Origin of the sequence: Microbacterium californiense, from assembly GCF_047246625.1 — a bacterium.
Taxonomy (GTDB): domain Bacteria; phylum Actinomycetota; class Actinomycetes; order Actinomycetales; family Microbacteriaceae; genus Microbacterium.
In genome coordinates, this window is the sequence record NZ_JBFOKQ010000002.1 from 320881 (window position 1) to 333400 (window position 12520).

Here is a 12520-nt window from a genome sequence, read left to right on the forward strand (position 1 = left end):
CACAGCAGCCTTTCACTCTACCCTCCGGCAGCCGCACGCGGCCAGTCGAGGGATGCCGTCGGACTACGTGCGCAGCCAGCGGCGAATCGCGAATCCCGCCGACAGGGCGGCGAGCACGACGCCGATGCCGATGAGGATCGGCACCACGTACGCGGCATCCTGCATCGTGATCCACGTCGTGATGAACGGCACCCGCCCGCGGAGGTAGCCGTTGACACCGAAGTGCACGCCCGCGACCACGGCGGCGCTCGCGAGAGCCGATCCGAGGAGCGCCGCGAAGACGCCCTCCAGCACGAACGGCGTCTGGATGAACCGGTTCGAGGCGCCCACGAGCCGCATGATGCCGATCTCCTTGCGGCGGGCGTAGGCGGAGAGACGGATGGTCGTCGCGATCAGGAGGGTCGCCGCGATCAGCATGAGCACCGCGATCCCGACGGCGATGTAGGTGGCCACGGTGAGCGCCGAGAACAGCGGGTCGAGGTACTGCAGCTGGTCCTGCACCTGCTGCACGCCGGCCTGCCCGCTGAACGCCTCGGAGAGCACCTGCGACTGACCCGGGTCCTTCATGGTCACGAAGAACACCTCGAAGGCCTGGTCGGGCGTGATGACGCTCGCCTGCTCCTCCCCCAGCTGCTCGACGAGTTTGGCGTAGGTGTCTTCCTTGCTGTCGAAGCTGACCGAGCTGATGAGCGGGGCGAGGGCGTCGCCCTCCAGCTGGGTGCGCACCGACTCCACCTGCTCCTCGCTGGCGGCGCCGTCGACGCACGTGTCGGACTCGGAGACCGAGGAGCACATGTAGACCGCGACCTGCGCGCGCTCGCTCCAGTACCCGCGCATGACGCCGATCTGCGACTGCATCAGGATCGCCGCCCCGACGAAGGTGAGGGAGACGAAGGTGACGAGCACCACCGAGATCACCATCGAGAGGTTGCGGCGCAGGCCCACGAGGGCCTCGGTGAGGATCAGACCGATTCTCATGAGGTCGGCCCCACTTCCTCGTCGTCGGCGTCCGACAGGCCGAGCCGGTCGGCGACGCCGAGCTCGGCGACGTCGACCCGAGGAAGCACGATCGGGTGGGTGCGCGGACCGGTGGTGGTCGGCTGCTCCTCGACGGGCGCCTCCGGCGCGGGGCGGTCGTCCGACGCGGGGCGAGACGCGAGAGGCGCTGTCGTGACCGGTCGGGGGTCGGCGGCCGGCTTCCGGATCTCCGGGGCGGGAGCGGATGCCGCGGCCTTGCGCTGCGCGCTGAGCTCCTCGGCGAGCGCGGCGCGGACGACCGACAGGTCGGCGGTCTGGCGCTGTACCTCCTGCACGGCGGTCAGAGCCGCGGTCGCGGCGGCCCCGCGCACCTCCTCCGGCACGAGCCGCGGGATGTTCGAGGTGTCGCCGTAGCCGCCGTGCACCTCGTCGCGCACCATGATGCCCTCGCGGAGCTCGATCACGCGACGCTGCATCTGATCCACGAAGGCCGCCTCGTGCGTGGCCATCAGCACGGTCGTGCCGCCGGCGTTGATGCGGGCCAGGAGCTGCATGATGTCGACCGACGTCGCCGGGTCGAGGTTTCCGGTGGGCTCGTCGGCGAGCAGCACCTGCGGGCGGTTGACGAGCGCGCGGGCGATCGCGACGCGCTGCTGCTCGCCGCCCGAGAGCTCGTGGGGCATGCGCTTCTGCTTGCCGTCGAGGCCGACCAGGGCGAGAGCCTCGGGCACGGCCTGCTGGATGAATCCGCGGGAGGATCCGGTCACCTGCAGCGTGAACGCGACGTTCTGGTACACCGTCTTGGACGGGAGCAGACGGAAGTCCTGGAACACCGACCCGATGTGCCGGCGGAAGTACGGGACCTTCCGGTTGGCCAGAGCGCGGAGATCGCGGCCCATCACGGCGACGCGGCCCGAGGTGGGCACGTCCTCGCGGAGGATCAGGCGGAGGCAGGAGGACTTCCCGGAGCCGGAGGCGCCGACGAGGAAGACGAACTCCCCGCGCTGGACTTCGAAGTCGACTCCGGACAGGGCGGGCTTCGACGTCCCGCGGTAGCGTTTCGTGACGTTCTCGAACCGAATCATGGCCATACGAGCCTATGCGCGCCGTTCTCTCCGGCCGGGCGCGACACCCCGGGGCGTCGACGCCGGGAGATCGCGCTCGATGGGGAATCATCCCCATCCACACCCCCTCCGCAGCGGCGCGCGGCGCTGCTATACATGGAGTGTCCGGCCGCGTCCGGCGGGGCGCACTCACATTCCGAGGGGGATCCCATGACGACACCTGCAGGCTGGTACGACGACGGTTCGGGCCGTCAGCGCTGGTGGGACGGCCAGCAGTGGACGGAGCACTTCGCTCCGGAGGTGCCGTCGCCCGAGGCCGAGACCCCCACCCCCGAGACTCCCTCTCACGACACGGTCTCCCCGGACTCGAGCGCCCCCGAGACCACCGCCCCGGACTCGCCGGAGGTCCCGACGTCCGCCCAGGTCGACGCTGTCATCGACGATCCCGACTCGGCGCTCCCCGGCACCGCAGCCGACGCAGCCGTCGAGCCGCCCGCGTACACCCCGCCCGGCGCGCCCACGTCGTACCCGGAGACCGTGACCCCTCCCGACGCGGCACCGTCCCCCGGATACGCGGCGTACCCCGGCTCAGCACCCGCGGCATACCCCGGCTCGGCGCCCGCGGCGTACCCCGGTTCTGCCCCGGGCGCGTACCCCGGGCCCTCGGGACCCGGTGCCGGATACGGGTCGCCGAGCCCGTACGGTGCGCCCGGGATGTACCCCGGCGCCGCGGTGGATACGCCGAAGCCGATGTCCATCGTGGGACTCGTGGGGCTCGGGCTCGCCGCCGTGGGCACCATCCTCGTCTGCTTCCCCGTGACGATGATCTTCGGCTGGATCCTCCTCGTCGGCGGATTCGTCGTGTCGCTCGTCTCCCTGTTCCTGAAGGGGAAGAAGTGGCCGGGGATCACCGGTATCGGCGTCTCCGTGCTCGGAACCATCGTCGGCATCATCATGTTCTTCGTGTACCTCGCGGTCGGACTCACCCAGACGGCGATCGACATCGCGGAGTCGGCTCCCACTCCCTCGATCGGATCGGACGACGGCACGACCGACGACGACTTCGGTTCGGGCACCGTGCAGGAGGGCACGCTCGGCGAACCCGTGACGATCCAGCAGATGGACGGCACGAGCGAGGTCACGATCACCGCGGCCACGTGGGGCACCACCAACGGATCGAGCTTCGAGGCGGAGAACGGCGGGTACCTGACGATCGAGCTCACCTGGGAGGGTGTCGAGGGCACCACCCACGTGAACCCGCTCTACTTCACGGTCATCGACGCCGAGGGCAACGAGGGGATGTACGACATCTTCAGCGATGCCACCCTCGAGTCGGGCGAGCTGGCGGCGGGCGAGGCCCTGCAGGGCTCCCTGTCGTTCGACGTCGCGCAGAGCGACTCGTACACCGTCATCATCACCGACGAGCTGCTGCAGGACGCGGCCGAGGTGACCATCGAGGCCAGCGCACGCTGACCTGCGGTCGGAAACACAGCGCGCGGTTCCCCATGCGGGGGCCGCGCGCTGGTCGTTCGGGGCTCGCTCGAAGGGTCAATCCTCGTCGCGGCGCTTGCGCCAGCGGATGCCGGCGGAGATGAAGCCGTCCAGGTCGCCGTCGAAGACGGCGGCGGGGTTGCCCGACTCGTGGCCGGTACGGAGGTCCTTCACCAGCTGCTGGCCGTAGAGGAAGTACGACCGCATCTGGTCGCCCCAGCTCGCGGTGATGTTGCCCGCGAGCTCCTTCTTCTTCGCCGCCTCCTGCTCCTTCTGCAGCAGCAGGAGCCGGGTCTGGAGCACGCGCATGGCTGCGGCGCGGTTCTGGATCTGCGACTTCTCGTTCTGCATCGAGACGACGATGCCGGTCGGGAGGTGGGTCAGGCGCACAGCGGAGTCGGTGGTGTTGACCGACTGCCCGCCGGGACCGGACGACCGGAAGACGTCGACGCGGATGTCGTTCTCGGGGATGTCGACCTCGGTCGCCTCCTCCATCAGCGGGATCACCTCGACGGCGGCGAACGACGTCTGGCGCTTGTCCGCCGAGCCGAACGGGCTGATGCGGGCGAGGCGGTGCGTGCCGGCCTCGACCGAGACGGTGCCGAAGGCGTACGGGGCGTCGATCTCGAACGTCGCGGACTTGATCCCCGCTCCCTCGGCGTAGGAGGTGTCCATGACCTTCACCGGGTACTTGTGACGCTCCGCCCAGCGCAGGTACATGCGCATGAGCATCTCGGCGAAGTCGGTGGCGTCGTCGCCGCCCGCGCCCGAGCGGATGGTGATGATCGCGGAGCGCTCGTCGTACTCGCCGTCGAGCAGCGTCTGCACCTCGAGCTGGTTGATGAGGTCGGTCAGCGCGCCGAGCTCGTTGCGGGCCTCCTGCGCGGAGTCCTCGTCGCCCATCTCGTTCGCGAGGTCGACGAGGACCTCGAGGTCGTCGAGGCGCTGGGCGATGCCCGTGATGCGCGCCAGCTCGGCCTGCCGGTGGCTCAGCGCGCTCGTGACCTTCTGCGCGCGCTCGGTGTCGTCCCAGAGGTCGGGCGCGCCGGCCTCCTCGCTGAGACGGGCGATCTCGTCGCGGAGACGCGAGACGTCGACGACCTCGCTGATGTCGCCGAAGGTGTGCCGGAGAGCCTGGATGTCGGCGGAAAGATCGAGTTCGAGCATGATCTACGAGCCTATCCTGTCTCGCCGCCGGAGTAGCCTCGAACGGTGAGCAGCGCATCCACGGTCCTGAGACGTTTCGGACCGATGGTGTACCTGCCGACCGTCCTCTTCTCGCTCGGCGAGGGCGCGGTGATCCCTCTCATCCCGGTGATCGCGTCGGAGATGGGTGCGGACGTCGCGTTCGCCGCTCTCGTCGCCTCGGCCCTGGTCGTGGGGCAGCTGTGCGGCAACCTCCCGGCCGGGTGGGCGGTGGCCCGGATCGGCGAGCGCTTCACGATGGTGATCGCGGGTGTGATCGCGATGGCCTCGGCCGCGGGCCTCATCTTCGCTCCCTCGATCGGCGTGCTGGCGGCATCCGTCTTCGTGCTGGGGTTCTGCGCCGCCGCCTTCGGCCTCGCCCGGCACGCCTTCATGACCACCCGCGTTCCGCTGGCGTTCCGCGCCCGGGCCCTGTCGCTGCTCGGGGGCAGCTTCCGACTGGGAATCTTCATCGGGCCGTTCGTCGCGGCGGGCCTCCTCCAGCTGTTCGGGTCGGAGACGGCGGCCATCTGGTTCTTCCTCGCCTGCCTCGCCGTCATGGTGGTGCTCGTGCTCTTCGGACCGGACCCCGAGAAGACGATCCCTCCGGCGATCACCGCCATCCGCACTCCGACCGCGGAAGACACGGGCGAGCCGGTGAGCGGCGCCATCCCCGTCACGCCGCCGACGGGGGTCTTCCGCACGATGTGGCGTCAGCGCAGTGTGCTGAGCCGGCTGGGGCTCGCCGCGGCCTCCCTGTCTGCGGTGCGCTCGGCGCGGCAGGTGGTCCTGCCGCTGTGGGGCCTCTCGCTGGGGCTCGACTCGCAGACGATCGCCTTGGTGGTGGGCGTCTCGGGGGCGATCGACTTCGCCCTCTTCTACGCGAGCGGCCAGGTCATGGACCGCTTCGGGCGCGTCTGGGCGGCGATGCCCGCGATGGTGCTCATGGGACTCGGGTTCCTCGCTCTCTCGCTGACGCACGATCTCGAGGCGTCGGTGCTCTGGTTCGGCATGTTCGCGGCGCTGCTCGGCGTGGGGAACGGCCTGTCCAGCGGCATCCTCCTGACGCTGGGTGCGGACGTCGCTCCCAAGAAGGAGCCGGCGGCCTTCCTCGGGTCGTGGCGCACGCTGACGGATGCCGGAGGGGCCGTCGCTCCCCTGCTGGTGTCGGCGGTGACCGCCGTCGCGTCGCTGCCGGTCGCCGCGGCGGTGATCGGCGCCATCGGGCTGATCGGAGCGGTCGGCTTCGTCCGCTGGATCCCGCGGTTCGTGCCCCGCGCGGAACGCGGCGGCGACGGGGGCTGAGGATCGGTCCGACGCGGCGACGCTCTCACTGCAGGGCCGTTCGGGTGGTGGCGGTGGCTCGCAGCAGCACGCCGTCGGGGATCAGCGGGGAGAAGAGCGCGATGCCGCTCGAGCGATCGTCAGATCTCAGAGATCCCAGCGCCCGCTGGAGGTCTCTCGTGTGGCAGCACGGCGCGCACCTCACTCCCAGAAAGTTCTCCGGCGTTGTACCGCCATTCATATCTATCGTCAGCCGTAGCCATCCTGATCGTCACGTCGATGCCAGGCACACGTCCGGCGAAGACTTCTAGGAGCATGACGACCGCGCCGGTGCCTAGAAACTTGAGCGACAGATTAGAGCGGTCGGCGAACGGACTGTGGCCGAGCATCATGTCCACCTGCGTGGCCCGCAGGTCAGACAGGGGCACTGGAGGCATACCGTCCTCGTGAGGAAGGAACGGATATCCAGACGCGGGATCGACGTGCTCACGCCATCGCAGGCCTTGCTGCTCGATCAAGTCGACGAGGATCTGCAACCACCCCAATCCGTCAGCGCGCGCGGGAACCTCACCTACGAGCTGCGACAGCGGCTCGACGAGTGCACGCCTCCCCCAGATTGTCACGTCGTAGCCGTTCGACAGCTCTCGTTCACTTTGCACGTGCACCTCCTTCATCGAGCTTTACATACCGGCCGACATCGTTGGTCGTGACGTGTACCCGACGAGACCCGTTCGGACTCACGATCACCTGAACTGCGTGGAGCGGACACGGATGCCGGAGGGGCCGTCGCTCCGCTGCTGGTGTCGGCGGTGACGGCCGTCGCGTCGCTGCCGATCGCCGCAGCGGTGATCGGCGCGATCGGACTGGTCGGCGCGGCCTGCTTCGTGCGGTGGATCCCCCGGTTCGTGCCGCGCGCGGAACGGGACGGCGACGCGGGCTGAGGACCGGTCCGGCGCGGGGTCACGTCACTGCAGGGCCGTCCGGGTGGTGGCGGTGGCGCGCAGCAGCAGGCCGTCGGGGATCAGCGGGGAGAAGAGCGGCGGATGCCACAGCGCTGAGACCGTCACGCGCGCCGAGGTGCCGTCGGGCGCGCTGGCCTCGACCAGGTGCACATCGCCGGGATGCGCGTCGAGGATCGCGGCGGCCTGGATGCGCACCGCGTCATCGGTCAGCTCGGCGAGGACGGTCCCGTCGCCCAAGACGATCGCGAACCCGTCTGCCCCGGCGAGCGAGGCCGCATCCGCCACGGCATCCACCCGCTTCTGCGCGAGATACAGGTCGGTGGCGGAGACGCAGACCCACACCGCGGCGAGCGCCAGCAGAACGTAGCCGAGGGTGAGCAGCAGAACGCTGCCCTCTTCGTCCCGCCGTGCGTCGCCAGTCATCCGCTGTCCCACAGCCGCGAGGTCTTGTGGACCGAGGTGGCCTCCACCGGGATGACGGCGGCTTTCTCGAGACCGAAGACCGGCGGCACGAAGGGCAGGCGCACCGTCGCCGAGATCGTCACCGTGACCGTGCTCCCCGAGGCGGGGCACGGGGTTCCGGCGGGCTGACACGCGATCTCGACCGTCAGCGAGTCGCGGTCGATGCCGTATTCGTCGGCCACGCCGTCGAGCACCCTCTCGCCGCGCTCCGCGGCCGTCTCCCGGTCGGGTCCGGCCGACAGGGCGCGCGCCGTGTGCCGCGCCGCCGCCTCGACGCCCAGGGCGTGCTCCTGCACCGCTCCGAGGATCAACACGAGGTAGACGAAAGGCACCAGCAGGATCACGCCGACCGTCACGAACTCGAGCGCCGCCGATCCGTCGTCATCCGGCCTCGGCTTCCAGACTCTCCCCCGGAGCATACGCATTCACCTCCAGAGCGGACGGGATACCGATCAGGCCGATGAGCGGGAGCGTCGCGCGGACGGTCACCTGGATCAGGTCCTGCTCGCCCGCCTCGATGGCGCGGACCTCGATGTCGTCGGCATACGACGCGCCGATCGCGCGGGACAGCACGAGGCGCGTGCGCTCGGCGCCGTCCTCGAGCGAGGTGTCGGCCAGTGCCGCGTGGTAGGCGCCTTCCACCGCGGCATCGTGCGCCACGTTGCGGACGTAGATCGCGAACGCCAGCTGGAGGACCGCGAGGGTGAGCACGGTGAGCAGCGTGCCCACGAGCACGAACTCCACCGGGCTGGATCCCCGCTGTCCGGCCAGGAGGCGCGACCGTGGCACGTCAGAGTCCGGACACGCGCTGGATCGCCTGCTCGAACAGCGCGGTGAGCGCCGGCCCCGCGACCGCCCAGATCAGGACGACGAGCCCCGCCGTCATGAGTGTGACGAGCACCCACCCGGGCACGTCGCCCCGGTCGTCGTGCGCCAGCGCGTGCAGCCACGTGCGCGCACGTCGCGAGGTTCTTCGGATCGTCGTCATGGTGGTGGTCCTCTCTGGAGGGGTCAGCCGATGCCCAGTCGGAGGATGAAAAGGCCCGGGTAGATGGCGAACAGGACGGAGAGCGGCAGGATGAGGAACACGAGCGGGAGCAGCATGAGGATCTCCTTGCGCCCGGACTGCTCGATGAGCAGACGTTTGGCGTCGTCCCGCGCGTCGACGGCCTGAGCCTGCAGCACCGCAGCGAGCGGGGCGCCGTGCTCGATGGCCGCCGTGATCTGGTCGACGGCGCGGGAGAGGCCGCCGAGCTGCAGCCGAGACGCCATCTCGCTCAGCGCTCCGGCGAACGGGGATCCCGTTCCCACGGCCAGCACGACACCACGGAGCTCCGCGGTCAGCTCCCCGGAACCGACGGACGACACGCGCCGCACCGCGTCGAAGAAGCCCTCGCCGGCCGACAGGCACAGCGCCAGGAACTCCAGGGTGGTAGGGAGCTCATCGCTCAGCCGTGTCCGCCGGGCCTTCACCCGCGCCGAGAGCTGCACGTCGTACAGGGCGCCGGCCCCAGCCCCGGTGAGGAAGGGCAGCAGCGCCACCGGGGCGCTCATCCGGCCCGCGAGCACGAGCGCGACGACGACCGCCGCCCCGGTGCCGATCCCCGCGACCGTCCAGCCCAGCTGCCGCGCGCGGAACGACGACGCATCAAGCGCGGCGCCGGCCTGCGCGAGCCTGTGCCGGAGCGCCTCTCCCCCTCCGAGCACGCGCTCGAGCAGGCGCTGCGCCTCGAGCCAGAGCGCGCGTCCGTCGACGGGCAGGGCACCGGCGCTCGGCAGCACTCCGCTCGGCAGGCGGCCGTCCGGAACCACGTCGCGCACGTAGGGAGCGATCCGCCAGACCAGCGACTCCGCGCGCCACCGAGGGATCGCCGCGGGCAGGCAGAGGAGGCCGCCGGCCAGTCCCCCGCCGAGCAGGACGGACACCGCGAGGGTCGAGACGGCGTTCACCCGAACCACCGCCGTGGCTCGGGCAGGCGTCCGATGCGCACCATGATCCGGAACGCCAGCGTCGAGACGCCGGCACCGACGCAGATCACCAGCATGCCCTCGGGGGTGCCGTACGCCTCCGCCCCCTCGGGCCGCAGGACGAGCAGGCCGAGAATGACCCAGGGAGCGACGGCGCCGAGCACAGCGGCGCCACGGATCCACGACTGACGCGCCTCGACCTCGCCGCGCAGCGCGGCATCCGACCGCACCGATGCGGAGAGGGCGCGCAGCACGGCGGTGAGCTCGGTCCCGCCCACCTGCCGGGCCATGCGGAGGGTCTCGATGATGCGGTCGCCGATCGGATCGGCCAGCGTCGCCTTGAGGCGGTCCAGGCTGGTCTCGAAGCGACCCGTGGCGCGCACGTCCTGGGCGAACACGACGAACGCCGGCCGCAGCATCGCCGGCGCGGACTCCTCGAGCGCGGCGACGGCGTCGGGCAGGGAGAGACCCACGCGGATCGACGCGATCAGCAGGTCGCACACGTCCGGCCACATCTGTCGTCGGAGCCGACGGAGCCGGGTACGTCGTGCCCGGAGGAGGGCGACCGGTGCCGCGGCCGCCGCCGTTCCGGCGAGGAGCGCAAGCACGGGCAGCCCCGTCAGCAGCCAGGCCATCGCGGCGGCGGCCGCACCCGATGCGACGATCGTCGTTGCGACGCTGCGGGGCGTCGCGGAGAGACCGGCCTCTTCGGCCAGGCGCGCCAACCTGCCGCAGCGAGCGGGGCGCACCCCGCGCATCCCCGCCGGCCAGAGCCACGGCGACAGGGCGAGCAGGAGGCCTGCGGCGAGGAGGGCCCCGAGCAGGAGAGTCATGGGGCGCCCACCCCTGGGGTCGGTGCTCCGGTCTCGATGCTCCCCTCCCGGGGAGAACCGCGCCGGGCGGCGTAGATCTGCCGCGTCCGGATGCGCCCTTCGACGACCTCGCCCGTGGGTGCGATGACCTCCTGCACCCTCCGACGGCCCTGCACGTCGCGTTCGCAGTGGACGACCAGGTCGACCGCGGCGGCGAGCGCGGGCACGACGAAGGACCGGTCGATGTTCCGGCCCGCGAGCAGCGGCAGGAGCGTGAGCTTGTCGAGCGCCTCGCTCGCGGAGTTCGCGTGCACGGTCGCGGCGCCGGGCACGCCGGTGTTGAGCGCGAGGACGAGGTCGAGCGCCTCGGCGTCTCGCACCTCGCCGACCACCAGTCGATCGGGCCGCATCCGCAGCGCTTCCTTGACCAGCCGACGCAACGTGATGGCGCCGGTGCCCTCGAGGCTCGCCTGCCTCCCCTGGAGCGCGACGAGGTCGGGCCCCTCCACGGCAAGCTCGAACGTCTCCTCCACCGTGATGATGCGCTGCGACGAGGCGCACGCCGCGAGCAGTGCTCCCAGAAGCGTCGTCTTGCCCGCATGCGTCGCACCGGACACGATGACGCTGCGCCCGGCCCGCATCGCGTCGCCGAGAGTTCGAGCGACCTCGGCGGGCAGCGCACCCTGTGCGACGAGAGCGTCGAGGGAGCGGTGCCCGGGAAGGAACTTGCGGATGTTGACCGACCACCCGCCCCGCACCACGTCGGCGATCGCGACGTGCAGCCGCGAGCCGTCCGTCAGCGACGCGTCGACGAAGGGCTGGCTGATGTCGACGCGGCGGCCCGTCGACTGCAGCATCCGCTCGACGAGGTCGCGCACCACGGCGTCCGTCAGCCGGAGTCCGGTGCGTTCGGCGACGCCGCCGCGGGCGATGTGCACCCCTCCTCCGCCGTTGATCCAGATCTCCTCGATCACCGGATCGTCCAGCAGCGGCTGCAGGGGGCCGTATCCGCTGACCGCGGCGATGACGTCGCGGACCGAACCCGCCTCGTCGTCGATCAGCGCCTCTCCCCGTGCCAGCGCGAGATCGTTGTGGCGACGCACCTCGGCCTCCGCGACCCGACGGGCGGCCGCGGGCTCGACCGACGGATCGGTGCCCTCGCGCCGCAGGCGGAGCCGGACGCGTTCGGCGACGGCGAGAGCGGGTGGATTCACGCCGAGCATCCTCGCAACAATTCCCCGCGCCCCGCGGAAGTTATCCACAGGGTGGTCGCGACCCGGCGCGGGTCCGCGGACTGCGGGTCGATCCCCAGAATCACGGGCCTCGCCGTTCAGTAGACTGTTGCCACCGCGCGGGAGTGGTGGAATTGGCAGACACGCAGGATTTAGGTTCCTGTGCCCCAGGGCGTGTGGGTTCAAGTCCCACCTTCCGCACCGATCGGCCGCACCCCCGCGCGTCCGACATGCCTCACCGCCGCCTATGACGATCGACGGGAACCCTCAAGTGTTCGAACTCATGCTTCACGCTCCCACAGCGTTCCTGCCGGACTGGCTCAGCCCGGCGAACATCATCGAGTGGGCGGGCCCCTGGGCTCTCCTGGTGGTGTGCTTCATCATCTTCGCGGAGACCGGTCTGCTCGTCGGGTTCCTCCTTCCCGGTGACACCCTCCTGATCATCGCTGGACTGCTCACCCACACGAACAACGTCTTCGGCGTGAACATCTGGGTGGTGTCACTGCTTATCGCGGTCTCCGCCTTCGTGGGAGGCGAAGTGGGGTATTTCATCGGACACAAGGGCGGGCCGGCGATCTTCGAACGCAAGGAGTCCGGACTCTTCAGCAAACGGAACGTCGAGCGCACCAACGCCTTCTTCGAGCGCTTCGGAGGTGTGACCGTCATCCTCGCCCGCTTCGTTCCGATCGTGCGCACCTTCGCCCCCGTCGCGGCCGGTGTCGGCCACATGCCGTGGCGCCGCTACACGCTCTACAACTTCATCGGCGCCATGATCTGGGGCTTCGGCCTCACGATGATCGGCTTCCTCATCGCCTATATCCCGTGGATCCGCGACATCGTCGTGGAGTACATCGACCTGATCCTGTTGGCTGCGGTGGCTGGTACCGCGCTCGTCACCCTGTACCACTACCTCGCCGAGCGCTACAAGGCGAGGAAGGCGGCCGCCGCCGGGGAAGACGTCACGACGGACGCCATCGAAGCGGAGGAGCTGGCGCTCGACCCCGAGGTCTTCGACCGCGCGCCCGACTTCGACGGCGACGGCAAGCACTGACGCACGACCGCACACAGAGCGGATGCGGGGC

Annotated in this window: 15 protein-coding genes and 1 tRNA gene; 5 read left to right on the forward strand and 11 right to left on the reverse strand. The window is 70.5% G+C overall.

The window, feature by feature from the left end:
- Positions 1-63 precede the first annotated feature (63 nt).
- Both ftsX and ftsE read right to left on the reverse strand, forming a co-directional pair.
- Positions 64-978 carry a permease-like cell division protein FtsX gene (gene ftsX / locus AB3M82_RS12830; RefSeq protein ID WP_412958328.1) on the reverse strand — a complete coding sequence of 305 codons (915 nt, stop codon included), beginning with the start codon at positions 976-978 and terminating at the stop codon, positions 64-66.
- A complete protein-coding gene (gene ftsE / locus AB3M82_RS12835; protein WP_412958329.1) occupies positions 975-2063 on the reverse strand; it encodes a cell division ATP-binding protein FtsE in 1089 nt (362 codons plus the stop codon). Before ftsE ends, ftsX begins: the two co-directional genes overlap by 4 nt.
- Before the next feature lie 189 nt (positions 2064-2252).
- Here ftsE and AB3M82_RS12840 point away from each other — a divergent pair, with 189 nt between their 5' ends.
- The gene (locus AB3M82_RS12840; RefSeq protein ID WP_412958330.1) at positions 2253-3515 is read left to right on the forward strand and encodes a DUF2510 domain-containing protein; all 1263 of its coding nucleotides are present in this window, start codon (positions 2253-2255) and stop codon (positions 3513-3515) included.
- A 75-nt stretch (positions 3516-3590) separates the two neighbouring features.
- Here AB3M82_RS12840 and prfB read toward each other — a convergent pair whose 3' ends face one another.
- Positions 3591-4700 (reverse strand): peptide chain release factor 2, encoded by a 1110-nt coding sequence (gene prfB, locus AB3M82_RS12845; RefSeq protein WP_412958331.1) that lies wholly within the window; start codon positions 4698-4700, stop codon positions 3591-3593.
- An 84-nt stretch (positions 4701-4784) separates the two neighbouring features.
- On the opposite strand from prfB, the gene AB3M82_RS12850 reads away from it, so the two are divergent.
- Positions 4785-6023, forward strand: coding sequence for an MFS transporter (locus AB3M82_RS12850; RefSeq protein WP_412958596.1), 1239 nt, complete (start codon positions 4785-4787; stop codon positions 6021-6023).
- 119 nt (positions 6024-6142) lie between these two features.
- On the opposite strand, the gene AB3M82_RS12855 is transcribed toward AB3M82_RS12850, so the two are convergent.
- Entirely contained in the window at positions 6143-6676 is a 534-nt protein-coding gene (locus AB3M82_RS12855) for a hypothetical protein (protein ID WP_412958332.1), read from the reverse strand.
- Positions 6677-6802: 126 nt separating this feature from the next.
- On the opposite strand from AB3M82_RS12855, the gene AB3M82_RS12860 reads away from it, so the two are divergent.
- Positions 6803-6943 carry a hypothetical protein gene (locus AB3M82_RS12860; protein ID WP_412958333.1) on the forward strand — a complete coding sequence of 47 codons (141 nt, stop codon included), beginning with the start codon at positions 6803-6805 and terminating at the stop codon, positions 6941-6943.
- A 24-nt stretch (positions 6944-6967) separates the two neighbouring features.
- Here AB3M82_RS12860 and AB3M82_RS12865 read toward each other — a convergent pair whose 3' ends face one another.
- Genes AB3M82_RS12865 through AB3M82_RS12895 form a run of 7 tightly spaced genes read right to left on the reverse strand, consistent with a single transcriptional unit; the run spans position 6968 to position 11420 of the window.
- Positions 6968-7387, reverse strand: a complete 420-nt coding sequence (locus AB3M82_RS12865) for a pilus assembly protein TadG-related protein (protein ID WP_412958334.1) — start codon at positions 7385-7387, stop codon at positions 6968-6970.
- Positions 7384-7845, reverse strand: coding sequence for a TadE family protein (locus AB3M82_RS12870; protein WP_412958335.1), 462 nt, complete (start codon positions 7843-7845; stop codon positions 7384-7386). The genes AB3M82_RS12865 and AB3M82_RS12870 overlap by 4 nt, the downstream gene beginning before the upstream one ends.
- Positions 7808-8170 carry a TadE/TadG family type IV pilus assembly protein gene (locus AB3M82_RS12875; protein WP_412958336.1) on the reverse strand — a complete coding sequence of 121 codons (363 nt, stop codon included), beginning with the start codon at positions 8168-8170 and terminating at the stop codon, positions 7808-7810. Before AB3M82_RS12875 ends, AB3M82_RS12870 begins: the two co-directional genes overlap by 38 nt.
- Before the next feature lie 46 nt (positions 8171-8216).
- Positions 8217-8414, reverse strand: coding sequence for a hypothetical protein (locus AB3M82_RS12880; RefSeq protein ID WP_412958337.1), 198 nt, complete (start codon positions 8412-8414; stop codon positions 8217-8219).
- 23 nt (positions 8415-8437) lie between these two features.
- Complete coding sequence (locus tag AB3M82_RS12885; protein ID WP_412958338.1) at positions 8438-9385, reverse strand: type II secretion system F family protein; 948 nt, start codon at positions 9383-9385, stop codon at positions 8438-8440.
- Positions 9373-10227 carry a type II secretion system F family protein gene (locus AB3M82_RS12890; protein ID WP_412958339.1) on the reverse strand — a complete coding sequence of 285 codons (855 nt, stop codon included), beginning with the start codon at positions 10225-10227 and terminating at the stop codon, positions 9373-9375. The genes AB3M82_RS12885 and AB3M82_RS12890 overlap by 13 nt, the downstream gene beginning before the upstream one ends.
- Positions 10224-11420 carry a TadA family conjugal transfer-associated ATPase gene (locus tag AB3M82_RS12895; RefSeq protein WP_412958340.1) on the reverse strand — a complete coding sequence of 399 codons (1197 nt, stop codon included), beginning with the start codon at positions 11418-11420 and terminating at the stop codon, positions 10224-10226. The genes AB3M82_RS12890 and AB3M82_RS12895 overlap by 4 nt, the downstream gene beginning before the upstream one ends.
- Positions 11421-11557: 137 nt before the next feature.
- Here AB3M82_RS12895 and AB3M82_RS12900 point away from each other — a divergent pair.
- Together AB3M82_RS12900 and AB3M82_RS12905 are read left to right on the forward strand one after the other, a co-directional pair.
- A tRNA-Leu gene (locus tag AB3M82_RS12900) sits at positions 11558-11639 on the forward strand.
- Positions 11640-11721: 82 nt separating this feature from the next.
- Positions 11722-12489, forward strand: a complete 768-nt coding sequence (locus AB3M82_RS12905; protein ID WP_412958341.1) for a DedA family protein — start codon at positions 11722-11724, stop codon at positions 12487-12489.
- Positions 12490-12520 lie beyond the last annotated feature (31 nt).